The sequence below is a fragment of the Thalassospira povalilytica genome, from assembly GCF_002844235.1.
GTDB lineage: Bacteria > Pseudomonadota > Alphaproteobacteria > Rhodospirillales > Thalassospiraceae > Thalassospira > Thalassospira povalilytica.
The window spans coordinates 448,028-472,021 of record NZ_PGTS01000004.1 but is presented as its reverse complement, the minus strand read 5'-3'; the positions used below and the strand labels follow the sequence as shown (position 1 = coordinate 472,021).

Annotated in this window: 24 protein-coding genes; 12 read left to right on the top strand and 12 right to left on the bottom strand. The window is 54.7% G+C overall.

Translation table 11 applies throughout. The features are described from left to right. Together phnH and phnG are read right to left on the bottom strand one after the other, a co-directional pair. Window positions 1-609, bottom strand: coding sequence for a phosphonate C-P lyase system protein PhnH (gene phnH / locus CU041_RS13580; protein ID WP_101247317.1), 609 nt, complete (start codon window positions 607-609; stop codon window positions 1-3). Then, on the bottom strand, window positions 606-1,121 hold the full coding sequence (gene phnG / locus CU041_RS13575) for a phosphonate C-P lyase system protein PhnG (protein WP_101247316.1): 516 nt from the start codon (window positions 1,119-1,121) through the stop codon (window positions 606-608). The genes phnH and phnG overlap by 4 nt, the downstream gene beginning before the upstream one ends. A 131-nt stretch (window positions 1,122-1,252) precedes the next feature. Here phnG and phnF point away from each other — a divergent pair, with 131 nt between their 5' ends. Then, the gene (phnF, locus tag CU041_RS13570) at window positions 1,253-1,966 is read left to right on the top strand and encodes a phosphonate metabolism transcriptional regulator PhnF (protein ID WP_101247315.1); all 714 of its coding nucleotides are present in this window, start codon (window positions 1,253-1,255) and stop codon (window positions 1,964-1,966) included. Between the two features lie 136 nt (window positions 1,967-2,102). Here phnF and CU041_RS13565 read toward each other — a convergent pair whose 3' ends face one another. Further along, the gene (locus tag CU041_RS13565; protein WP_101247314.1) at window positions 2,103-2,738 is read right to left on the bottom strand and encodes a trimeric intracellular cation channel family protein; all 636 of its coding nucleotides are present in this window, start codon (window positions 2,736-2,738) and stop codon (window positions 2,103-2,105) included. 10 nt (window positions 2,739-2,748) lie between these two features. After that, window positions 2,749-3,702: a LysR family transcriptional regulator gene (locus tag CU041_RS13560; RefSeq protein ID WP_101247313.1), complete on the bottom strand. Its 954-nt coding sequence runs from the start codon at window positions 3,700-3,702 to the stop codon at window positions 2,749-2,751. A gap of 101 nt (window positions 3,703-3,803) precedes the next feature. On the opposite strand from CU041_RS13560, the gene pcaH reads away from it, so the two are divergent. The 4 genes from pcaH to map all read left to right on the top strand — a co-directional run bounded on the left by pcaH (window position 3,804) and on the right by map (window position 7,874). Next, window positions 3,804-4,517 (top strand): protocatechuate 3,4-dioxygenase subunit beta, encoded by a 714-nt coding sequence (pcaH, locus tag CU041_RS13555; RefSeq protein ID WP_068519950.1) that lies wholly within the window; start codon window positions 3,804-3,806, stop codon window positions 4,515-4,517. A gap of 3 nt (window positions 4,518-4,520) precedes the next feature. Continuing rightward, on the top strand, window positions 4,521-5,150 hold the full coding sequence (gene pcaG / locus CU041_RS13550; RefSeq protein ID WP_101247312.1) for a protocatechuate 3,4-dioxygenase subunit alpha: 630 nt from the start codon (window positions 4,521-4,523) through the stop codon (window positions 5,148-5,150). Between the two features lie 233 nt (window positions 5,151-5,383). Further along, a complete protein-coding gene (locus tag CU041_RS13545) occupies window positions 5,384-7,024 on the top strand; it encodes a GGDEF domain-containing protein (protein WP_233433107.1) in 1,641 nt (546 codons plus the stop codon). Between the two features lie 100 nt (window positions 7,025-7,124). After that, window positions 7,125-7,874 (top strand): type I methionyl aminopeptidase, encoded by a 750-nt coding sequence (gene map / locus CU041_RS13540; RefSeq protein WP_068520033.1) that lies wholly within the window; start codon window positions 7,125-7,127, stop codon window positions 7,872-7,874. A gap of 98 nt (window positions 7,875-7,972) precedes the next feature. Here map and CU041_RS13535 read toward each other — a convergent pair whose 3' ends face one another. Both CU041_RS13535 and CU041_RS13530 read right to left on the bottom strand, forming a co-directional pair. After that, complete coding sequence (locus CU041_RS13535) at window positions 7,973-10,165, bottom strand: malate synthase G (RefSeq protein ID WP_101247310.1); 2,193 nt, start codon at window positions 10,163-10,165, stop codon at window positions 7,973-7,975. A 229-nt stretch (window positions 10,166-10,394) separates the two neighbouring features. Beyond that, the gene (locus CU041_RS13530) at window positions 10,395-11,840 is read right to left on the bottom strand and encodes an MFS transporter (protein ID WP_233433106.1); all 1,446 of its coding nucleotides are present in this window, start codon (window positions 11,838-11,840) and stop codon (window positions 10,395-10,397) included. A gap of 96 nt (window positions 11,841-11,936) precedes the next feature. Here CU041_RS13530 and CU041_RS20645 point away from each other — a divergent pair, with 96 nt between their 5' ends. The 3 genes from CU041_RS20645 (at window position 11,937) to CU041_RS13520 (ending at window position 15,075) form a co-directional block, all read left to right on the top strand. Further along, window positions 11,937-12,077 (top strand): hypothetical protein, encoded by a 141-nt coding sequence (locus CU041_RS20645; protein ID WP_170310225.1) that lies wholly within the window; start codon window positions 11,937-11,939, stop codon window positions 12,075-12,077. A gap of 201 nt (window positions 12,078-12,278) precedes the next feature. Then, window positions 12,279-13,235 (top strand): TAXI family TRAP transporter solute-binding subunit, encoded by a 957-nt coding sequence (locus CU041_RS13525; RefSeq protein WP_068520032.1) that lies wholly within the window; start codon window positions 12,279-12,281, stop codon window positions 13,233-13,235. A 73-nt stretch (window positions 13,236-13,308) separates the two neighbouring features. Beyond that, entirely contained in the window at window positions 13,309-15,075 is a 1,767-nt protein-coding gene (locus CU041_RS13520; protein WP_101247309.1) for a TRAP transporter permease, read from the top strand. Between the two features lie 86 nt (window positions 15,076-15,161). Here CU041_RS13520 and CU041_RS13515 read toward each other — a convergent pair whose 3' ends face one another. The 3 genes from CU041_RS13515 to CU041_RS13505 form a co-directional block, all read right to left on the bottom strand. After that, window positions 15,162-15,353, bottom strand: coding sequence for a PLD nuclease N-terminal domain-containing protein (locus CU041_RS13515; protein ID WP_068519944.1), 192 nt, complete (start codon window positions 15,351-15,353; stop codon window positions 15,162-15,164). Between the two features lie 120 nt (window positions 15,354-15,473). Next, window positions 15,474-16,658, bottom strand: a complete 1,185-nt coding sequence (locus tag CU041_RS13510) for a BaiN/RdsA family NAD(P)/FAD-dependent oxidoreductase (RefSeq protein ID WP_101247308.1) — start codon at window positions 16,656-16,658, stop codon at window positions 15,474-15,476. 72 nt (window positions 16,659-16,730) lie between these two features. Further along, window positions 16,731-17,855: a GGDEF domain-containing protein gene (locus tag CU041_RS13505; RefSeq protein WP_233433105.1), complete on the bottom strand. Its 1,125-nt coding sequence runs from the start codon at window positions 17,853-17,855 to the stop codon at window positions 16,731-16,733. A gap of 182 nt (window positions 17,856-18,037) precedes the next feature. On the opposite strand from CU041_RS13505, the gene CU041_RS13500 reads away from it, so the two are divergent. Next, complete coding sequence (locus CU041_RS13500) at window positions 18,038-18,988, top strand: tetratricopeptide repeat protein (protein WP_101247307.1); 951 nt, start codon at window positions 18,038-18,040, stop codon at window positions 18,986-18,988. Window positions 18,989-19,100: 112 nt separating this feature from the next. On the opposite strand, the gene CU041_RS13495 is transcribed toward CU041_RS13500, so the two are convergent. After that, on the bottom strand, window positions 19,101-19,778 hold the full coding sequence (locus tag CU041_RS13495; protein ID WP_068519939.1) for a D-lyxose/D-mannose family sugar isomerase: 678 nt from the start codon (window positions 19,776-19,778) through the stop codon (window positions 19,101-19,103). Between the two features lie 261 nt (window positions 19,779-20,039). On the opposite strand from CU041_RS13495, the gene CU041_RS13485 reads away from it, so the two are divergent. The 3 genes from CU041_RS13485 to CU041_RS13475 all read left to right on the top strand — a co-directional run bounded on the left by CU041_RS13485 (window position 20,040) and on the right by CU041_RS13475 (window position 22,630). Continuing rightward, entirely contained in the window at window positions 20,040-20,774 is a 735-nt protein-coding gene (locus CU041_RS13485) for an SIMPL domain-containing protein (protein WP_101247305.1), read from the top strand. Window positions 20,775-20,851: 77 nt separating this feature from the next. After that, window positions 20,852-21,736, top strand: coding sequence for an rRNA large subunit pseudouridine synthase E (locus CU041_RS21045; RefSeq protein WP_170310224.1), 885 nt, complete (start codon window positions 20,852-20,854; stop codon window positions 21,734-21,736). Between the two features lie 6 nt (window positions 21,737-21,742). Continuing rightward, window positions 21,743-22,630 carry a 23S rRNA (adenine(2030)-N(6))-methyltransferase RlmJ gene (locus CU041_RS13475; protein ID WP_101247303.1) on the top strand — a complete coding sequence of 296 codons (888 nt, stop codon included), beginning with the start codon at window positions 21,743-21,745 and terminating at the stop codon, window positions 22,628-22,630. Window positions 22,631-22,702: 72 nt separating this feature from the next. On the opposite strand, the gene CU041_RS13470 is transcribed toward CU041_RS13475, so the two are convergent. Together CU041_RS13470 and CU041_RS13465 are read right to left on the bottom strand one after the other, a co-directional pair. Further along, window positions 22,703-23,407: a ChrR family anti-sigma-E factor gene (locus CU041_RS13470; protein WP_101247302.1), complete on the bottom strand. Its 705-nt coding sequence runs from the start codon at window positions 23,405-23,407 to the stop codon at window positions 22,703-22,705. Continuing rightward, window positions 23,404-23,994 (bottom strand): sigma-70 family RNA polymerase sigma factor, encoded by a 591-nt coding sequence (locus CU041_RS13465; RefSeq protein WP_068519933.1) that lies wholly within the window; start codon window positions 23,992-23,994, stop codon window positions 23,404-23,406. The genes CU041_RS13470 and CU041_RS13465 overlap by 4 nt, the downstream gene beginning before the upstream one ends.

Below are 23,994 nucleotides of genomic sequence, written 5' to 3'. Positions count from 1 at the left end.
TTAAATGACCTCAATCCGGGTGGTGCGCGAAAGGGCGGAAATCTGGGTCAGGCTTGCGAAAATCACATCAACTCCGCACGGGAACATGTGATGGTTTTCCGCACGCCAGGTATGGAAGCTTGCCGGAAGGTTCTTGATCGCAAGGTCATGGCTGTCCTTGATCCCCGGCCCGGTCAGTTTCATTGCCGGTGCATTGGTGATGTCGTCGACCATCAGGATCAGGGTTGCCGATTGATCGGGATATTCGGCATTGCCCATCGAAAGACGGGTGATGAAGGAAAGGTCATCATCAATCCGGGCAACGGCAAAGTCGGCCTGCGCAACGTCATCGCTGATCGGGCAGCCGCAATGGAATTTCAGATGATCGTTCGCGGCCTTGGTCATGCAGGACGTCGACAGCCAGATGGTGGTGTCCATATCTGCCATGGCAAGGAGTGTCGCGGTGGCCGATGCATTTAGGCCATCAGGTGTGGCAATCGAAACCGGCAGGTCGTAAATGCACCCGGGCCGCGACATGGCGTCAAGCAAAACCCGGAAAACGGCATTCGAATCAAAGGCGGCATGGTCAAAGCCCGGCAGCAAGTCACTTGTCTGGGATTGCAGGGTCATTCGTCTTCTCCGCGGACAAGGGTAAAGAAATCAACTTTGGTTGCGGCAACCTTGCGGGCATGGTCGCGTTTGGCATCGGCCTGTGCACTGGCAAGGTCATCAATGAAATCCCCGGCCGATCCATCGCGCAACATGACGGCATCAAACAGCGCGGCATATTGCGCCTGCAAACGGTCGCGACCCTTGACATAAGCATGGCCAACGGTGCCGTCCGAAAGCGTCACAGCACAGCGGGTTACGGTCATTTCCCCAAGATTGAAACGCTGCCCCGCACCACCGGCGCGTCCACGCACCATCACCATGCCAATCTGTGGTTCGCGCAGCAGGGACCAATTCTGATCGCCATAACGGGTGGTCCATTCGCTTTCCAGAGTCGCACGTGGCGTGCGTGCAAGAACCGACATCCAGCGTTGCCGCGCCGCGGTCGCCTGATCAACAGGCTCTGTCTGGTTCTGATGAAGGGGATTGTGATCCTGGGCGGGCCCGTCTGTCCAGGCGGTATGCGCCGTCATCTGTCTGATCCTTTTCCAGCAAGTCGACAAATTCAAAATTTGTCTAGACGTCTATACATATTCACGTTATAAGACGATTTATCGAGCTTGGCAAAGGTCTTGCGGTGAAAGTTTTATGAACGGGGAAAGTGATGGATTGGGAGCCGGGACTATCTATCTGGAAACAAATTGAAAAACAGCTTCTGGCTGATATTGCCGAAGGTGTGTTTTCACCCGGTGACAAAATGCCGACGGAGATGGAGCTGGTGCGCCGGTTTGGCGTGAACAGGCATACCGTGCGCCGTGCGATGGCGGCACTTGTCGATAGTCATGTGGTGCGCGTCGAACAGGGTCGCGGTGCCTTTGTCCAGGAGCAGATCTTGGATTATCCGCTGGGATCCAAAACCCGATTTTCCCAGATCGTATCGGGGCGCCACCGTCTTCCCGATAAACGGCTGATCTCGTCAGAGGTGCTAAAGGCAAATGTAACGGTCGCCAATTGTCTTGATGTCAAACCCGGTACCCGCGTGATTGAACTGTTTTCCGTTTCCGAGGCCGATGGCATTCCACTGGCTGTGGCGACAAGCTACATGCCGGCAGCCCGTTTTGACGGCATCGTTGACATCTTCACCCAAACCAAATCCCTGACCGAGGCCTTCAAACGGTTTGGCATTGATGATTACAGCCGCAAAACAACGCGAATTTCGGCTGCCTTGCCGTCATCACGTGTGGCAAGCCTGTTGAAACAGGCCAAAAACCGCCCGGTAATTTCAACGGAAAGCGTCGATGTTGATTCTGCCGGGGTGCCGATCGAATATGGCGTTACGGCCTTTTCAAGTGATCGGGTGCAGCTGATTGTCGAATGACAAGGCTTACCGGGCATTTGTCAAAAATTACGCTGGGTTATAAGCCAAAAATCAGCCTTGTTGCGCGATCAAGTCAGTTAACTCACTATGGATGTGCTGAGGCCAAAGGCGTCGGCTGAAAACACCTGCATTTGGCTTAATATTCGCGGCCGGGACGTGCTTTATAAACCGGGAAGCTCAGCTTGAATTTGATCGCGCAGGCGCGCAGTAAAAACGCACAGAAAAACGCAATGATTGCCACCGGTCCACGCGGCAATTCCAGAACCGCCGTGCCAAGGACATAGATGCTCGCCCCCAGAAGTGCGCAGCTGATATAGATTTCCGGGCGCAGGATCAGCGGGATTTCGTTACACACAACGTCGCGGACCATGCCGCCAAATGTTGCGGAAATCATTCCCAGAATGATTGCGACCAGTGGCGCAACACCAAGATTAAGACCAATCGCAGCCCCGGTTACACCAAATAACGCAAGGCCAAGCGCATCAAGCCAGATCAGCGCCACATAGCGCCGTTCCACAAGATGAGCCGTGAAATAGGTAAAGATCGCAGCCCCGATACACGTCACCACCCAGGCCGGGTCCCGGATCCAGAAAACCGGCGTCGCCCCGGTGATCACGTCACGAACGGTGCCACCACCAATACCGGTAAAGGTCGCAATCAGAACAAAGCCGACAACATCCATCTGGCGTCGCGATGCTTCAAGCGCGCCGGTAATTGCAAAAACGGCGACGCCCGCCAATTCAAGCCAATAGATGATCTGGGTAGTGGTCATGACGTGCTGTCTAGCCTGTTTGTTGCGAAAGCGGGCGGTTCGATGGTGTGCGCAGTTTGGCAGCCACCACATCTTCAAGCTGGGAACGAAGCCATCTGTGTGATGGATCGTGCTGATATCGTTGGTGCCAGCACATATAGATCGGAAGATCGATGGTGTTGACGGCAAGTGTATCGAGTGGCAGGGGCACACGCGCAAAATCACGCAGGGCATGCTGCTGCAAAAGGCTTGGCAAAGTTGCGATCATCTGGCTGCCCCGCAGAAATTCGGCAATGGCGGTAAAGTTCGGCACCCGCAAAACGATGTTACGATCAATCCCCTGATTTTCAAGCATATCATCGAATTCTAGGGTGCGGTTGTTGCCGTAACGAACCGTGATATGGCGGGTTGACATATAGTCATCTGCATTTGCCGGGGCTGCGCGCATTTCGGGGTCGAAAAACACCATGTAATGATCGGTCAAAAGACGTTTCTGGACGATATCGACACCTTCGGGCGGGCGCGGCGAAATCAGAAGGTCACAGCGATTTTCGCGCAACAAGGCCGGACCGGGCAAAAGGGATGGCACAACCGTCATCCGGATATCGGCAAGCTGCCTTTCAAGGCTTTCAAACAGACTGGGCAACAACAGATCGCGTTGAAGATCGTTTGCGGCAATGGTCAGCGACAGGCGGGCATCGGCGGGATTGAAATCTGCCCCACTGGCAAAGGCCTGCATCTGATCAAGAAGAAACCGCGCCTGTTCGGCCAGGCTTTGGGCATGGGCGGTGGCAACAATGCCGCGCCCGGATTTGGTGAAAAGCGGGTCGCGCATGATCCGGCGCAGCTTGGTCAGATTGTGACTGACCGCTGATTGCGTCACGCCAAGCCGTTCGGCGGCTGCGGTTACCGATCCTTCTTCAAGGACGGCCAGAAACAACCGCAATGCATGCCCGTCCAGTTCCAAATGATCGAAATTGCTCATGAATTAAATGATAAATCATGCATTTATTTTATGCAATCGACTGCGCAGGATGTTCGCAAGACCGGCACAAACCGGAACAAACATTTTGCGGAGGAAGATCAATGGAATTCTATCAGCGTGACCGAACGCTTCAGCCCGCGGGCTATACGCCGATTTATAAAACATCAGTCGCGCGTTCCCCGCGTCAGGCGATGTTGTCGCTTCAGGGATCGTTATCCGAAACAACCGGGCCGGTATTTGGTCAGCACGAACTTGGTCCGCTCGATAACGATCTGATCCGCAATTATGCCAAGGATGGCGATCCGATTGGCGAACGCATCATCGTACATGGCCGGGTTCTTGATGAAAACAATCGCCCGGTTCCCCATACGCTGGTTGAATTCTGGCAGGCCAATGCCGGTGGGCGCTATCGCCATAAAAAGGATACCTATCTTGCCCCGATTGATCCGAACTTTGGCGGGTGCGGGCGCGCGCTGACGGATGAAAACGGCTATTACTTTTTCCGCACGATCAAGCCGGGACCCTATCCGTGGCGCAACTATGTCAATAGCTGGCGTCCGGCCCACATCCATTTTTCGGTCTTTGGATCGGGCTTTGCCCAGCGTCTGATCACCCAAATGTATTTCGAAGGCGATCCGCTGATCAAGGAATGCCCGATCGTCCATGTCATTCCAGATGAAGATGCGATCAACCGCCTGATTGCGCCGATTGATCTCAATGGCTCGATCCCGCTTGATACCATTGCCTACAAGTTTGACATCGTTTTGCGCGGTCGTCGTTCGACCTTGTTTGAAAACCGTCTGGAAGGGAACTGATCCATGGTGCAGTCACTTGAATATCTCAAAGAAACCGCATCCCAGACGGCGGGTCCCTATGTCCATATCGGCCTGATCCCCAAACAGGCGGGCTTTGATATTTTTGAAAACAATTTCACCAATATCATGGCCGATGAAAACACCCGCGGCGAACGGATCATCATCGAAGGCCGGGTGATTGACGGGACGGGTACGCCGCTTCGCGATGCGTTGCTTGAAATCTGGCAGGCCAATGCAGATGGGCGCTACAACCATGAACTTGATCGCCAGAACACGGGCGAGATTGATGCAAACTTCCGTGGTTGGGGGCGCACCGGTACCGATTTTGATACTGCGGTGTACCGGTTTGAAACCATCAAGCCCGGTGTGGTGACAGGCCGAAATGGTCGGGATATGGCGCCGCATGTCAACTTCTGGATTGTCGCACGCGGCATCAATATCGGCCTGAATACGCGGATGTATTTTGGCGACGAACAAAACGCCAATGAAGCCGACCCGGTGCTGAACCTGATTGAGCAAGCCGAACGCCGTAAAACCCTGATCGCAACGCGTGATGACAGCGGCGCTGTGCCGGTCTATCGCTTTGACATTGTTCTGCAGGGTGAAAACGAAACGGTGTTCTTTGATATTTGATCGGCGCGTTTGACGCTGATCCATGTGCATTCGAATATGACAGCCATATAAGATGGCTGTCATATTTTGTTTGGGACCTTCTTCAAAACCGCTTGTCTGATCCTTATATCACGGTCATTAAATGCGGTATGGCAAACCAGCCGCACCGAGGGCAAACACGCAAAAACAATATGCCCCGGTCCCGGAGAGTGAGAGGGTCAGCCTTGAACAAGCTGTTTCAAGTCGGAATCCGTGTGCAAGTCGCCCTGGCAACTGCGCTTATGGTTGTCGGGTTGGCGGCATTGATGAGCTTTGTGGTCGGCAAACGGTCCGGTGCAGATTTACAAACGCAGATCGGCCTTGGCGTGTCTGATATTGCACTTCAGATGGCCGATGAACTTGACCGCACCATGTGGACACATCGCGGCGAAGTCTCAGTTCTGAGCACATTGGGTGCCCTGCGCAATTTCGAAGATGTGCGCGAAATCAGTTCGATCATCAATCGGCTGCGCCGGGAAATTCCGATTTTCACCTGGATCGGTGTCCTTGATCACGAAGGAACGGTGGTTGCCGCGACCGGTGACATGCTTGTAGGAATGAATATTGCCCAGCGGCCCGTATTCCAGTACGGCAAGAACGGCCAGTTCATCGGTGATGTGCATGATGCCAAACTGCTTGCCGAAAAATTCCCGCTTTATAATGGTGAACCCATCCAGTTCGTCGATATTGCTGTACCATTGGTCAATGACAGCGATGAATTCACCGGTGTCCTGGCAACGCATCTGAGTTGGGAATGGGCCGATACGGTCCGCAAGTCGCTTTTTGGTGGTCAGGGTATCCATCAGAATGTCGATATCTTTGTTATTTCACAGGAAGGCACGGTGTTGCTGGGACCCGATCAGGAACTGGTGGGGACCAGCCTGCGTCTTGATGCCTTGACCGAGGCAAAGCGCAATCATGTCGGCTGGAAAATAAGCACCTGGCCCGATGGCCGGGAATATCTGACCGGATATGCGCCTGCTGACGGGCATCTTGATTATGATGGCCTGAACTGGTCGATCCTCGTGCGTCAGCATGTCGATGATGCCCTTGCCCCGGTATTTGAATTGCGCCGTGATATTTTGATCTGGGGAACGGTTCTTGCGGTCGTGTTCAGTATCATCGCTTGGTGGGCGGCCGGTTTTCTGGTCGGGCCGATCGGTCATATGGCCAACGCGATCGAAGCAATGAAGCGCGGCGAAATCAGCCAGCTCCCGGATGTGCGCGGCGCCCGCGAAATCAATATCCTGTCCAAAAACCTCCAGTCTCTGTTGGCCAAGCTGACGGAAAAAGATGCGGCATTGGGGGCGATGAAACATATCGCCCACCATGACAAGCTGACCGGGCTTGGCAACCGTTTGGCGATGGATGCCTATTTTGAACATGCCATTGCGCGCGCAGATCGCAAAAAAGGCGAACTGGCGATCCTGATGCTTGATCTGGATGATTTCAAACCGATCAATGACCGGTTTGGCCATGCGGCGGGTGATGACGTTCTGCGCGAAGTGGCAAAGCGGTTGCGGCGATGCGTGCGGGGTGGTGATCTTGTCGCGCGTCTTGGCGGTGACGAGATGGTCATTGTCTGTCATGTCGACAAAAACGGTGCCACCGAGGCCACCATGCTTGCCGAACGCATTCTGCACGAAATCCTGATGCCCTTCATCACGGGCGGGAACCGGGTCTCGATCAATATGAGCATCGGGATATCGGTCTATCCGGAACATGGCCATGACCCGGAAAAGCTTCTGGAACGTGCCGATATTGCGCTTTATACCGCCAAGGCGCGGGGCAAGAACGGATATGTTCTGTTTTCGGTTGTCGAAAAATCGTCCGACAGTTCAACTTCGCGGGCCTGACGCGCCGTTTGGGCCGCATCACGACAATTTCATCAATGATAAAACCCTGTCAGACGCGGGTTTTCTTGACTTTGCAACGCGCCATCGCAATAAGCATTTCATGACAGTTTCATCCCAAAAAGACCTTGACCATTTGCGCCGGATTGGCCGGATTTGCGCGCGTGCCCGCGATACGATGGGGGCAGCTGCGGTTCCCGGGATCACCACGGCTGAACTTGACCATATCGGACGCAAAATCCTTGAAGATGCCGGGGCGGTTTCCGCACCCGAAAGCGAATACAAATTTCCCGGTGCGACCTGTATCAGTGTCAACGAAGCGGTGGCACACGGCATTCCCGGCGATCAGGTTCTGGCCGATGGCGATCTGGTGAATATCGATGTGTCCGCGTCGCTGGACGGATATTTTTCCGACACCGGCGCCAGCTTCATTTGCGGCACGGCAAAGCCGGAAATTGCCAAGCTGTGCGAAGATGGCAAAAAGGCGATGTGGGCCGGGATCAAGGTGGTGCGCGACAAGGCCCCGATCCGTGAAATCGGTCTCAAGATTGAAAATTTTGCCCGCAAGGGCGGCTATACCCTGATCCGCAATCTGGCCAGTCACGGGATTGGCAAGTCATTGCACGAACATCCGCACACCATCCCGACCTGGGACGATCCCAAAGAACGCCGTTCCCTGAAAAAGGGACAGGTCATCACCATTGAGCCATTCCTGTCCTATGGCGCGAAATGGGCGCTGGATGGTGAAGATGGCTGGACACTGTTTGCCGATACCGGTGATGCCACCGTGCAGTATGAGCACACCCTTGTTGTCACCGACAAGGGCTACGAGATCATGACGCTTGGCGAATAAACAGATTTTATGTTGCACTTGATGGTGCAGCATTTTTTGCAGCAAAAAAGCCGCCCGAATGATCCGGGCGGCTTTTGTTTTGATGCTTTTGGCGGGTTTTATGCGCCGTATTTCGCCTTGGCTTCGCGGCGGCGGGCATGAAGGACCGGCTCGGTATAGCCGTTCGGCTGCTCGCGGCCCTTGAAGACCAGATCGCAGGCCGCAGCAAAGGCGACGCTGTCATCAAAGTTCGGTGCCATATTGCGATAGGTCGGATCACCGGCATTCTGCTTGTCAACGACAGCAGCCATGCGCTTCATGGTTTCCATAACCTGTTCTTCGGTGCAAAGACCATGATGCAGCCAGTTTGCAATATGCTGGCTTGAAATACGAAGCGTCGCACGGTCTTCCATCAGGCCGACATCATTGATGTCAGGCACCTTGGAACAACCCACACCACTATCGATCCAGCGGACAACATATCCAAGGATCCCCTGGGCATTGTTATCAAGCTCTTCCTGAATTTCGCTTGGCATCGGTTTGATGTCGCCAAGGCGCGGAATGGCCAGAATGTCATCAAGGCTTGCGCGTTCGCGCTTACCGATTTCGTCCTGAACGGCACGGACATCGACCTGATGATAATGCATGACATGCAGGGTCGCAGCCGTCGGGGACGGAACCCAGGCACAGTTTGCACCGGCTTTCGGATGGCCGATTTTGGCAACCATCATTTCGGCCATACGATCAGGTTTTGCCCACATGCCCTTGCCGATCTGGGCGATGCCCTTCATGCCGCATTCAAGGCCGACATCAACGTTCCAGTTTTCATAGGCCGCGATCCAGTACTGGTCTTTCATCGCTTCCTTGCGGACAACCGGGCCTGCTTCCATGCTGGTATGGATTTCATCACCGGTCCGGTCAAGGAAGCCGGTATTGATGAATACAACGCGGTCTTTGGCGGCACGGATGCATTCCTTAAGGTTCACCGTCGTGCGGCGTTCCTCGTCCATGATGCCAACCTTAAGGGTGTTTTCCGGAACACCGATCGCGTTTTCAACAAATGCAAACAGATCGTTGGTCAGTGCGACTTCTTCGGGGCCGTGCATTTTCGGCTTTACGATATAGACGCTGCCATGACGGGAGTTCGAAAGCTCGTTCTTGCCTTCAACGTCATGCTTGGAAATCAGGCCGGTGATCATGGCATCCATGAACCCTTCGGGCACTTCATTGCCATTGGCATCAAGAACCGCATCGGACGTCATCAAATGGCCAACGTTACGCACCAGCATCAGGCTGCGGCCCGGAAGAACAACCTCGTTGCCGTCAAAACCCTGATAGGTCCGATCCGCATTCAGGCGACGGGTAACCGTTTTGCCACCTTTTTCGAATTTTTCCTCAAGCGTGCCTTTCATCAGGCCAAGCCAGTTGCGATAGACAAGGGTCTTGTCTTCGGCATCAACCGCAGCGACCGAATCTTCGCAATCCTGAATGGTGGTCAGGGCCGATTCCAGAATGACGTCACAAACGCCTGCGGCATGTTCCTTGCCGATCGGGTGGCTCGGATCGATCCGGATTTCGACATGAAGACCATGGTTGCGCAGAAGGATTTCCGAAAGCGCACCGTTCTTTTCATTGTAACCAATGAACTGTGACGGCTGTGCCAGGGCACTTTCGCTGCCATCGGAAAGTGTAACAACAAGCGTCCACCAGCCCGAACCATCTTCACGAACTTCATATTTGGCTGCATCGGCATGTTTGCCGCTGGCAAGCGGAACCGCCTGATCAAGGAAATCCGCAGCATAGGCAACAACCGCTGCACCACGTTTCGGGTTAAAGCCCTTGGTCTTTTCCTTGCCATCGGCTTCATCAATGACGTCGGTGCCATAAAGCGCGTCATAAAGGCTGCCCCAGCGTGCATTGGCAGCATTGAGCGCGTAACGCGCATTCATGACCGGCACAACAAGCTGTGGGCCGGCAACACGGGCAATTTCCGGATCGACATTGGTCGTGCCGATATAGAAATCATCCCCTTCGGGCAGCAGATACCCGATTTCGGTCAGGAATTCCTTGTAGGCGGCCGGGTCGCGGGCCTGATCCTGGCGCGAAAGGTGCCATTCGTCGATCTTTGCCTGAAGCGCGTCACGCTTTGCCAGAAGCTCCTTGTTTCGCGGGCCAAGTTCGGTGACCAGCTTTTCAAATGACGCCCAGAACTGATCAGAACTGATTCCCGTGCCGGGAATGATTTCGTTGGCAACCAGATCATGCAAAACCGTTGCGATCTGAAGTCCGCCTTTTTGAATACGTTGGGTCATGTGTTTCTCTCACCAGACTTGGAACCGCCGTGGGAGCCGGGAAATCGTCCGATTATCGAACGTCGTCCTCTTTGCGTTCCCACGCTTTCATTTGCCACAACATATGGGTTGGAACCCGTGCTGGTCCACAGCCGGTTTTACTATTTCGGGATGTTTTCCGTATTATGGAAATAGACCGGTCACAGTGATACCGCCGGTATCGCCATCTGATCCCGGCGGGGCCTTTAAGCTATCGCGATGTTGAACCGGATGCGGGGCCCGTTTCCGATCCTGATCCCGACTGTCGTTCGGTGTCGTCATCGGGTTGGGGGTCGTCGAGTGCGACCTGACCGAAATCATCGGGATGTGCGGTGCCATCCGGGGTCATCATTTCAGCGATTTCATCAGGATCAAGGGGACTGCTGCCCGCGGTTTGGCCATCTTCCTGATCCTGGCCGGGGTCATCGGTGATCGGGGACAGTTCAAATGCCATCGGCGTTGTGCGCGGCACGGCAACAAACTGACCCTGTTCCTCGATGCTGATACGACGACCGAAACCGGCGCGATAGATCGCAAAACTTGCGACACAGATGCCGATAATCGCAAAACAGACCGGAAGCGCCCATGGGCCCATATGGCCAATGGCACTGGCACCCAGAAGCGGTCCTGTGGCGGCGGATGCACCGTAAATGATCAACAGGCCACCAGATGCAGGAACAATGTCTTCGGGTTCGAGATAGTCATTCACATAGGCCACAGCCAATCCATAGATCGGCATGATGAACACACCCGTGATGCCCCCCCAAAGCGTCAGGTTGTTGCGGATCATATCCGGCGCGGCAAGCGGGATCAGCCCACAGATCGCCAACCCGAACAGAACAACAATCATCACATATTGGCGCGGCACCATATCGGACAGTTTGCCGATCGGAAACTGCATGATCATGCCGCCCAGAATGACAAAGAACATGAAATAGGCGACATCATGGGTCGGCAAACCAAGGTCGGCGGCAAAAACCGGACCAACCCCGTAAATAGCCCCGGACAATACACCGGCACCCGATGCGGCAACAAAGCCGAGCGGCGAGATATTATAAAGGCGGCGGAACGTCATGCGTTCGCCGCTGACTGCCGTGGGGGGCGGCTGGCGTGTCAATGCGAGCGGTACCAGAGACAGCGACAACAGAACCGAGGCCACCGTAAACAGCTCGAAACTGCTGATCGGTGATACATTCAAAAGCAGCTGACCAATTGCCAGGCCGCCAAGCGACACCGTCATATAGATGGCAATTGTACCGCCTCGCGACGTGTTGTCGGCCTGCGCGTTCAGCCAGCTTTCAATCACAAGATAAAGCCCCGATACACAAAGCCCGGTCAGCGCACGAAACAGCGACCAGGTGATCGGATCGACAAAAACGGCATGCAGCAACGTGATCGCGGATCCGGTCGATGCCAGGGCGGCAAAGGTTCGAATATGCCCGACCCGGTTAACCAGACTTGCGCCCCAGACAATCCCGGCAACGAACCCGATATAATAGGACGCCATAATGATACCGGTGAAGATCGGCGCGAATCCTTCTGCCGATGCACGCAGTGCCAAAAGCGATGATTGCAGCGATGCGCCACTGTTTAGCGCGAATGCGGCAAACAAAGTGGCTGACAGTGCAATAATCAGTGCGACCGGCGAGCGCGGCATGGCTTCCTCGTCTGAGTTCGTGTGGGGCAGGGACACCCTGCGGCAAGGATACGAAACATGTCAATCCAAACAAGCCATTGAAGCAAAAGGATTGTCATGCATTTTGGGGCTAACGCCATTCTGCACAAGAAGTTCCCGTGCAATTTCATCGCCTCCTTTAAGGGCGAAGCCCTGCCGCGAATAGTGCCGGTTTTGCGCAACTGGCATGTGAAATCCGGACTGCTTGAAGTCGATTGACGGCCAATCAATGCCACAAGCTGCTTGACCTTGGCGCCCCAGATGCTTTCTATGACCGGGAATTTGGTTCTTTTTGCCAAAAACCATCCTGAAAGCGGGCTGGATTTTGCGCGTTTTCGCCACCAGCGAAACGGTTCGTCTTCAAGTTCGGCAACCAAAGCCGACCGGCGGGCCACCATACAAGGGGAGGAAACCTTGAAAATGAAACGTACTCTTGGCGCCATTGCCGCCGGTGTCATGGCCCTGTCGATGGCGACTGCCGCACAGGCCGAAACCCGTGTCACCCTGAAATCGGCAAAAGCCGCATCGTCCTATTACCAGATGGCGGCCCAATTCGCCGAAGCCATGAAAACCGGTACCAACGGTGATGTGATCGTCACGGTCGAAGAAAGCCAGGGTTCGGTTCAGAATGTCATGGAAGCCATGGTACGTCCGGGCAACTATGTCTTCACGTCGCCGCCCGGTCTGGTCAGCCTTGCCCAGGCTGCCAAAGGCCCGTTCAAGGACCGCCCGGCTGAAAAATTTGCAGGCGTCCGCGCCCTGTTTCCGATCCCGTCCCTGACCATGCATTTCGTCATGCGCGCTGATTCCGGCGCGACCGATTTTGCCGGTCTCGAAGGCAAAACCATTTTGCTGGGCAAGGGCTCCTTCGGGGCCAAGGAAGGCGAAAAGTACCTTGGTCTGTTCGGTCTTGATGGCAAGGTCAATCTTGCGGATGCCGAGCTTTCCAACGCGGTTGCCGCCCTTAAAAACGGTCAGATTGACGGCTTTGTCACCGCCGGTTCCTGGCCTGCGCCAAACGTGATCGAAGCGGCTGCGGGTACGGATGTGAATGTTCTGTCGCTGTCTGACGAACAGCTTGCCCTGACCAAACGTGACAAGACGGTTATCCCGGCAGGCACCTATAACGGCCAGGACAAGGACATCACCACCGCATCGCTGTCTGTTGTCGCCTTTGCGACCACCCAGATGGATGATGATACGGCTTATCAACTGACCAAGACCTTCTGGGAACAGAAAGCCAAAATGGGTGAAAGCTCGTCCTGGTGGAACGGTGTCGCGCCGGAAATGCTGGGCAACATCACCGGTAAAATCCATGCCGGCGCGCTGCGTTACTACGCCGAGGCAGGTTTCCCGGTTCGTGATGATCAGCGTTAAGTTCTGATCTTTTCTTGCATCACAGGCCCGGCAGTCTTGCCGGGCCGTTCTTTATCAAATGTACTGATCTGACATGTCGGCCATTTCTCGCCCCTTCTGGATTATCCTTGGTGCAGTTTCGATTGCATTTCACCTGTGGCTGATTTTTTCCGGCCTTGTTCCCAACCTTGTCAGCCGCCCGATCCACATGGCGCTTGCCTTGCCATGGGCATTGATTTTTGTTGCGAAAACTCCGGCGCAAAAAATTTCCGGCATCGCTTTGACCATTGTTGGTTTGTTTGGATGTGGCTGGATTGTTGCCAATCATTCGGCACTTGGCGATCAGTACGGATTTTTGATGGGCAACGGGCAGATCGCGATTGCGACCGCGCTTTTGCTGATTGTTCTGGAAATGGCGCGTCGCGCCATTGGCTGGCCGCTGCCTCTGGTGGCGTCGATTGCACTGCTTTATGCGCTGTGGGGGGAATATATTCCCGGTGAATTCGGGCATGCCGGGCTTCCGGTCGAAAGCATGCTGGGGACCCTGACCATTGCCGAAGGCGGCCTTTGGGGCAGTCTGACCGGGGTGTCGGTCAGTATCGTTGCGATCTTTGTGATATTTGGGGCCGTTCTGAATGCGGGCGAAGCCGGACAGGGTTTCATGAATGTTGCCGGTGCGGCTGCTGGCCGTCTTAAGGGCGGGGCAGCAAAGGTATCTGTCGTTTCATCAGCACTGTTTGGTTCGATATCGGGATCGGCATCGGCCAATGTGGCATCGACCGGTGCGATTACATTGCCGGCAATGACCCGGCTTGGCTATCCCAAACGGCTGGCAGCCGCGGTCGAAGCGGTGGCCTCTTCAGGTGGTCAGATCATGCCGCCTTTGATGGGGGCGGGTGCGTTTGTGATGGTGGAACTGACCGGGCGACCCTATGTCGAAATCATGGTTGCGGCGATCTTGCCGGCCATTCTTTATTTCCTTGCTGTCTGGGTGGGGATCAATGCCTTTGCCCAGCGTTTCGATCTTCCCGGTGTGCCGGAAAAAGATCGCCCGACAATGCGGGCTGTGATTATCACATCATGCTTTTTCCTGGTGCCCTTTACCATTTTGCTGTGGGGAATGTTCGGGGGTGGCTACACGCCGCAATATGCCGCATGCCTTGCCCTGCTTGCCGGGGCGGCCTTGCTGTTTTTTGACGGCACACTGACTTTTGATCTGGTTCGGGCAAAGGATCGCTTTACCGACGTTTGTCTGAATGCCGGGCGTCAGGTGGCAATGATCGGGTCGATCATTCTTTGTGCCTCGATTGTGATCGGGGTTCTCGGGCTGACCGGGCTTGGGGTGAAAATCACGTCGCTTCTGCTATCCGGGTCGGGCGGGATGTTATGGCCTGCTTTGTTGCTGACGGCACTGGCCTGTCTGATCCTTGGCATGGAAGTCCCGACCACGGCGGCTTATGTCATCTGCGTATCCGTGGCGGGCCCGGCTTTGATCGAACTTGGTCTTGATCCGTTGCAGGCACATCTGTTCGTGTTCTGGTTTGCCTTGCTGTCGACAATCACACCCCCGGTCTGCGGTGCGGTGTTTATTGCGGCGGGTATGGTCGAAGAAAACTGGCTCAAGGTTGCCGGAACCGCGATGGCGCTTGGTGTTGGGCTGTATATCGTGCCGCTTGCCATGATCGCCAATGCATCGCTGATTGATCTTGGCAATGATCCGGTCTGGGCGATTGCCGCGGGGCTTAAGGTTGCGGTTGGTTTGACGGCAATTTCGTTCGGTCTGATATCGCCGCGCGCCGTTGTGACGCGGGTGGCGCTGGTTTGTGCCGGGGCCGTGGCGATTTTTGCTGCGGGCATCTGACACCACATCTGAAATGACAAAAGGCCGACAGATATCTGTCGGCCTTTTGTGTTATGATCTGCGAACCGCGAAGGTGCGATCTGATGTTATGCTGAGACGCGGCCGCTACGCGGACCGGCAAACAGCCAGATAATCAGTCCCAGTACCGGCAGAACCAGAATAAGAACCGTCCAGATAACTTTCGAGCCGGTGCTTGCACCGCTGCCCATAACGTTGATGATGGCCCACACGTCGGCAATCAGGACCAACAGGCCAATAATTCCACCATACTCAAGCATGTTCCAACCTCGTGTTTATTGCTGCGGCGATTTTTGCCGCGCTTGTCTGATAAACGGTTGAAATGCGGTGTTGTTCCCGACAGGGGAAAGTTGTTTGCAAATTACGCGTTAAAATAAGGGTCAGACGACCTGTCCGGCGGACCAGCCAGAAGACCATGCCCACTGGAAATTAAAGCCGCCAAGATGCCCGGTGACATCGACGACCTCGCCGATGAAATAAAGTCCGGGCACGTCACGCGCTTCCATGGTTTTTGATGACAGGGCGTTGGTGTCCACCCCGCCGATCGTGACTTCGGCTGTGCGGTATCCTTCGGTGCCGCTTGGCATCACCGACCATTGATTGACATCCATTGCCAGTTTGCGAAGCGCCTTGTCCCCGGTTTCCCCGATGGGACGTTCAAGACCGTGATTGGCCGTAATCATTTGCGCCAGCCGGTTTGGCAGGATGCGCGACAGAACGTTATGCACTGCCTGTTTCGGGTTTTCGGCCTTGGCGGATTTCAGGATATCAAACGCATCTTCTTCGGGGTTGAGATTCACCGTGATGCTGTCGCCTTCATTCCAATAAGACGAAATCTGCAAAATTGATGGTCCGGAAAGTCCGCGATGGGTAAACAGCAAACCTTCGCGGAACTGCTTTTTGTTGCAGCCGACAACGGCATCAACCGAAATGCCCGAAAGTTCGCCGGTTTTTGTCCGCAGTTCCGGATCGAATACAAAGGGCACAAGGGCCGCACGGGTCGGAATGACATTGATGCCAAACTGACGGGCAATCTGATATCCGAACCCGGTGGCGCCGATTTTCGGGATCGACAATCCGCCACAGGCAACGACAAGCGATTGACAGGTCCATTGCGCACCGGTGCGCGTCGTCACATCAAATCCGCCATCCTCCCGGCGGATGATGTTTGAAATTTCGGTGTTCAGGCGAATTTCGACATTTGCCGCATCGCATTCGTCCAGAAGCATATCAATGATCTGGAACGATGATTCATCGCAGAATAATTGTCCCAGCGTCTTTTCATGCCAGGCAATGTTGTAGCTGTTCACGAGATCAAGGAAGTCGTGCTGCGTATAGCGTTTCAGGGCCGACACGCAGAAACGCTTGTTTTCGGAGATAAAATTCTCCGGACTGGTATGGATATTGGTGAAATTGCATCGACCGCCGCCGGAAATGCGGATCTTTTCGGCGGGCTTTGCCGAATGATCGGCAACCACCACGGATCGACCGCGCTTGCCGGCTTCAATCGCACACATCAGGCCGGCCGCACCGGCACCAATGATCAGAACATCGATTTTTTTCACGTAAATCAGACCAGTTTATTTTCGATAAGTTGGCCTGCCTTATACGTGGAAATCGGCTGGTTGTCAGCGCTATCAGGCGCAACGCTGCTTTGCGGGCTTGCCGTCGGCTGATTTGGCACCCTTTGCCGGGGATATGATTTGGTCTTTGCGATGTTGTGCGTCGCGTTCGACATCGCGTTCGCTTGCCACCTGATTACGGCCCCGCGATTTCGCAAGATAGAGCGCATCATCTGCACGTTCGATCAACCGTGCCAACGGCTCCCCGAACCGGAATGTTGCAACCCCGATCGACACCGTGATGCGCCCGACCTTTTTCTGGTTTGATTTGCTGACAATATTGTGGGTTTCCACATTGTGGCGCAGCATGTTGGCGGCTTGTTTGGCGCAGCCCAGTGTTGTTTGCGGCAAAATGATCGCAAATTCTTCACCGCCATATCGTGCGGCGAAATCCTGTCCTTTGACATTTCGCTCCAATGCTTCTGCCATCAGACGCAGAACCTGATCACCGACCTGATGGCCGTGATTGTCATTGAAGCTTTTGAAATGATCGATATCCAGGATCAGCAAACTGACCGGTTTGCCACTTTCCATTGCGGTCATGGCTTCTTCGCGAAGTTTCTCGTCAAATGCCTTGCGGTTGGCAATGCCTGTCAGCCCGTCTGTCATGGCTTCGTGGCGCATCTTGGCCAGATCCTGACGCAGGCGTGAAATCTCGGTCGAACTGCTATCAAGGCTTTGGCCAAAGACATGGCTGACATCTTCCATCTGCCGCGTTGCGCCAACAAGCGTATGCAGGGATTGTTCAAGATTGCTGAAATCCTTGCTGGAAATATAGTCGCAGAAATGGTCAAGCGCCTCGGCGTATTTGGTGGTATCGACCCCGATCTTTTTGACGTTGTTAAGCGCATTGTTAAGCTGTCGGCGCAGCTCTGTCGTGATCTGTTCGGTGATCTTGCGTTCGCGTTCGGTGCTGAAAAAACGGTCATGAATTGCCTTGCACTGCAATTCGTCAAATGCGCGGTGGTTGCTGCGCAGGATATCAATCGTCTGGTTCATGTCCGGGTTGGTTCCGGCCAGATAGGAATAGAAAATCAGAAAATTGTCAGGATGGGGAATCACACCAAGCTGCGCCATCAAGTCCAGCGCAAGCTTGGAATGTTCTTCGGCATGTTCGTGACGTAGACCGTAAGTATGCATGGCCAACCTGGGGGATAATCCTGAACTGTTTCCTAACCGGCAGGTTAAGCTGTTTTTGGATCTGCTGTGTTGATGTGGATCAGTGATTTCTTATGGATGGATGCTTGCCGGTTTTAGTGTTTGTTCATTCCTGATACCTATGGTCTCATCACCGAACGGGCAGGAAAACAGGACGCGGACCAATGACAAAAAAATGTGCTTTCTTCATTCTGGCTTTGATGCTGGGTCTTCTTTCTGTTGGCGCGATATCCCAACCGGTCCATGCCCAGACCGATGACACAAAAAGCACGTCTTCTTCGGAAAGTCCCCTTCCTGCCGATGGCATCGATTTCCGTGCGCTTGATCCGGCCGAACGGTCAAACATGCCGCCCTTGATGGAACGTTATGTTCTTGATGAATTGAAAAACCTTAGGACCGAAATGCAGGGCATGCGCGCCGAACTGCTGCGCGAAGTGGTCAACCGTCAGCTCGAAGCCATCGACAAGGCCATTTCCTACTCGTCCAATACGGTTACGTATTTCTTCTATTTCGTGGCTGCGGTGGGTGCGCTTTTGACCATGCTGGGCTGGCAGTCTTTGCGTGAACTGAAATCCAGTGTCCGCAATCTGGCGGATACGGAACTGCGCCGCCTTTCCGAAGAATTCGAAGCCCGCTTGTCCTCGCTTGAGGATGAGTTGCGCCTGAAATCCAAGCTGATTAACGAACATCAGCACGAAATCGAACGTACACAGACCATTCATGCCCTGTGGTTGCAGGCCAATCAGCTGTCAAATCCGCGTTCGAAAATCGAAACCTATGACAAGATTCTTGAACTTGCCCCGGGTGATCCGGAAGTTATGGCCTATAAGGCGGACGCGGCCTTGCAACTTGGTGATCGTGACTGGGCACTAAGCCTGTGCAACCGGTTGCTGGCCGAGGAACCCGAAAGTGCCAATGGCTATTACCAGCGTGCCTGCGCCAATGCCGGGCTTGGCTTCCGCGAAGCCGCCCTTGCTGATTTGCAGCGCGCGGTCGAACTTTCCGAATCAATGCGTCAGCCCGCGTGGACCGAAGAAGAATTTGAACCGCTGCGTGATTTGCCGGAATTTGCAGATATTCTTGGTGATCCCAACGATCACAAGCCGGCGGAATGATCTAACCCATCTCTGCCGACCAGTCCGAACCGATACGCACCGATATGCAAATGAAAAGCCCCGCAGCGATTGCCGGCGGGGCCTTTCTGTTTTCAGAACGTTTGGCGTTTGATTACGTATTTGGCAATTCATTCCACAGCGGATGAATGGGCGCGACGTCTTCTTCGATTTCGGTAAAGCGTGCATCGCAATCAAAGAAATAGTTGTCAGTCAGGTCGTCATTGACCTGGGATACTTCGCCAACAATCACCGGGCCCTTGCCCTCTTCGCCATAGAAACGGTGCACAAGCGTTCTTGGCAGGGTGACACTTTGACCCGGTTCAAGCACAACCTTGCCACCCGCGGGCAGGATATTGAGCTTGCCATCCGTGCGCACGCGAACGTCATTGACCTTATCCATCTGCCCGTCTTCGGTCAGATTGCAAAGTTCGATCACAAGATTGCCGCCACCTCGCACAATGATGTCTTCCATTTTGACCTTGTGGTAGTGCCACGGGCATTCCTGATTTTCACCGACGATCATGATCTTTTCGGCATAGGGAACTTCGCCCGGCTGGCGCAAGATGCCATTGCGCAGGCAAAACAGGATCAGGCCGCGCTTGTCGAAATTGCCTTCGCCATAATCGGTCACATCCCAGCCCATCTGATGGTCACGGCACCATTTCGCAAGATCGGGTTCGGCGTCCCACTGGGACGGGCTGTAATGGGCCCATTCCGGCAATTTGAATGCGATGGATGCGTACAGCTCTTTGGCGTGCTCAATGCAGGCATTGATTTCAGAACGCAGCATGGATGACCTCTTGTGACGTGTGAATGGCGTGGGCCGGTTTTGCCGACCCTGAATGTGTTGGCGCGCTTTTAACATGATGTCTGTCAGAAAGCGACCAGTTTTGAATGCATTCAAAATCCTGTTTGCACAATTTTACGGGCACATTGATTTCACGCAACGGTGCCTCGTAATTGCCGCTTTCAACGGCGATATCATGATATAAAGAATAGGCTATCCGATGGTGAATTTCACGTTTGGCGTGCAAGGGAAAAGGACGGGCACATGACGCAATCTTCGGGCTTTGCAAAAGTTTTCGCGGCAATTGTGGTCGCGGGCGGTATCGCGGCATCCGGATGGATGGTCGGCCAAGGGATCGAAAACATGCGGTCACTGGATCGTTTTGTAACGGTCAAAGGGCTGGCAGAACGTGATGTCAAGGCAGACAAGGCCTTCTGGCCAATGACCTATGTTGCAACCGATGATGTGCTGCAAAATGCCCAGGCCAAAATTGATGCCGATACCAAAACTCTTCTGGATTTTCTGGCCAGCCACGGCATCACGCGCGATCAGACAGAATTGCAAAACCTGCAGGTAACCGATCAACTGGCGCAGGCATACCGGTCCGGGCCGGTTGAAAGCCGGTTCATTGTCAATCAGACCATTCAGGTCCGCACAGATGATGTTGATGCGGTGGTGGCCGCATCACAGAATATCGGAAAGTTGCTTCAGGGCGGCATTGTTCTGGGCGGGCAGGGCTATAATCCCGGGCCGAGCTATCTGTTCACCGGTCTGAATGCCATCAAGCCCGACATGATTGCGGCGGCAACGGCGAATGCGCGCGAAGCTGCCATGCAATTTGCCACGGATTCCGGTGGGCAGCTTGGTGGTATCCGCCGTGCAACCCAAGGCCTGTTTCAGATATTGGCCGGTGATGGTGCCCCCAATATGAACGAAGCCAGCCAGATCAACAAAACCGTGCGTGTTGTCACCACCATGGAATATCTGATCGAGGATTAAGTACGTTCATTGCCGTTATGCGATGATCATCACCGGGACATATTGACAGACCCGACAAAGCTGGTTTTATGCGCGCCATGGCGCAATTGATCCTGTTTAACAAGCCGTATGGCGTTTTGACCCAGTTTACCGACCGTGAAAATGGCCGGGCGACGCTTGCTGATTATATCGATCTGCCGGGGGTCTATGCCGCCGGTCGCCTTGATCGCGACAGCGAAGGTTTGCTGCTGCTGACCGATCACGGGCCGCTAAATGCACAGATTGCCCATCCGAAATACAAAAAGCCCAAAACATATCTGGTGCAGGTCGATGGCGAACCAACCGATCAGGCGCTTGACGATTTGCGCAATGGGGTCGAGCTTAAAGACGGCATGACCCTGCCTGCCAAGGTTCGCCGTATTGATGAACCCGCCAATCTGTGGGAACGCGATCCCCCGGTGCGTTATCGCAAGGAAATCCCGACCAGTTGGATCGAACTGACCATCACCGAAGGCCGCAATCGGCAGGTTCGCCGCATGACGGCCGCGGTCGGCTTTCCAACATTGCGCCTGATCCGTCAGGCGATTGGTGACTGGACGCTGGACGGTCTTGCCCCGGGCGAATGGAAAATCATTGATGTTGATGCCCCACCGGCAACCCATCGCCGTTTGTCGCCCGGATCGGCCAAGCCGCCAAAGCGGACCGAGCTTGACGCCGCATCAGATGCCGACGCGCGCACAGATCGCCCGGCCCGTCCATCGCGCCGCAAGGGTGGCTATAAATCCGCCCGCCAGCGCCATCAGGCATCGCATAGCGCATCGCACAGCGACGAAAACGGGACGTCAAATCAGTCAGGGGCCGGCCGCCATAAAGGATCACGCAAAGACAACGCCAAATCCGGCAACCGGGCATCTGCACGGGGCGGGGCAAAATCACGTCCGGGCGGCGGTGGGCGTGGTAATACGCGCCCCGGGAAAGGATAAAGGGACATGCTGAGCTATCTGCACGGATTTCATGCCGGGAATTTTGCCGACATGCACAAACACGCGGCCTTGTGGCTTGTCCTGAGTCATTTGCGCAAAAAGAAAAAGCCGTTCTGCGTGATCGATACCCATGCCGGATCGGGTTGGTACGATCTTGGCAGTGATCAGGCGGCCAAGACCGGCGAATGGAAAGACGGTTATGCGCGGGCAAAGGCCGAACCAAATCCGCCGGAAATGCTGGCAGCGTTCCTTGATCATGTGGCGCGTTTCGATCCAGTGGCAAAAGGCCGCGATTATGGTGTGCGCGAAGAAGATGCCTATCGCGGGCCGTTTTATCCGGGATCGCCATTCATTGTGCGCGAAATGCTGCGCGAAGAAGATGAATTGATTCTGATGGAACTTCATCCGCGCGAACATGAAACCCTGCATCATCGTGTCAAACGCGATGGCCGCATTCATCTGCATAAACGTGACGGCTATGAAGGCCTTGTTGCCATGATGCCGCCTGTGATCCGTCGCGGACTGGTCCTGATGGATCCGAGCTATGATGTGAAACAGGATTATCAAAAGGCCGCAAACGCCGTGCAGCATGCATGGGAAAAATGGCCAAATGGCACCTTCATGCTGTGGTATCCGATCCTTGAGGACGGATTTGACGGCGATTTGCGCACATCATTTGGTGCGATCAAGGCATCGGGCGGGGTTCTTTGCGCCGAACTGGCCGCTGATCAGGGCGGGGCAAAGGGACGGATGCGCGGCACCGGCTTGCTTGTCATCAATCCGCCCTGGCAATTTGATCAGCAGCTTGCCGAAATCGGCGTCTGGCTTGCCAAAACCTGCAAATTTCCCGGACCGGCACAGCACAGCATCAACTGGCTGGTTGCTGCGCAATAATCCCATACCAACCGAAAAAAAAGCCCCGCAGTTTCATCCTGCGGGGCTTGGCGCGTTGGGACGCATCGGAAATCAGATACCGAAAAATGGCTGCAACAATTTCGGCAAAAGGCGGTTGAACTTCATCGGGGCATCGGTTGCGATCAGGCAGATGCATTCTTCTGCCGTATCGGCAATCGGCTGATGATCGACATCATCATCCAGATCGGCAACATCGCCGGCCCGGAACCGGCCGATTTCATCGATGTAGGATCCCTTGATCAACAAGGTCATTTCATGACCATGATGTCCGTGATCCGGGATCGAAATACCCGGCGCGATTTTAAGCAAACGGACCGTGCCCTTGCTTTCGATCGATTTAAGCTGGAACTGTTTCACACCCGGCGCCAGCGACTTCCACGGGATGTCATCAAGGGATGTGACATCCTCGGGCAGAAGTTCTGCCAAAGGACGCGGAAGCGACGCCATGGTGCTGCCGGTAATGCTTTCACCAACCGCAATCCTGCGCATGGTGGGCAGCGTTTCGGTCACAATATTTTCGTTGGTTGCTTCGCGCTCAAGCATGGCCATCACGTGATCAAGTGAATGGTCACTCATTGACATGCTGTCGGTATTTTCAAGCACGGCACCGCCCATGGTTTCGAACCCGCTTACCTTGTTGCGGCAATGCGGACACAGGGTCATGTGGGTTGCCACCAGCAGTTCCATCGCCTGTGATAGCGACCCGCTGGCATAATCCATCAATGTCTGGTCAGTTGGATGATGCTTGATATTCATGCGACACCTTCCAGTCCGCCGCGCAGCTTGCCCAGGGCAAGGCGCAACCGGGACTTAACCGTCCCGAGCGGGATGTTCAGACGCTCGGCGATTTCGCTGTGTGAGCAATCTTCAAAAAACGACAATTCGACAACTACCTTCTGATCGGCGGGCAATTCTTCCATCGCAGCTTTGACAAGAACCGCTTCCTGATCGCGCCCGACCACTTCATCGGCCAGCGGGTCCTCGTCAACAATAAGCGTCGGGTCGGAATCATCCACCTCGATATGTTTGCGCTGGCGGAACCGGTCAATGCGCAGGTTCCTGGCCACGGTAAAGATCCATGTACTGGCCGCGGCCTTGGACGGATCAAACAGATGCGCCTTGCGCCACACCTGCATCATCGCCTCCTGTGCCAGTTCCTCGGCGGTTTCGGCATTTCCGCCAAACCGGAACATATAGGCCTTAACGCGCGGGGCAAAATGCGCGAACAGTTGCGCAAACGCTTCCCGGTCGCGGGTTGTCGCGACGGAAACGATCCAATCGGCACATTTTTTCGCCTCAACCGGGTCTGCCGGGCCGGGGCGTTTGGACTTGGTGCCGGTCAT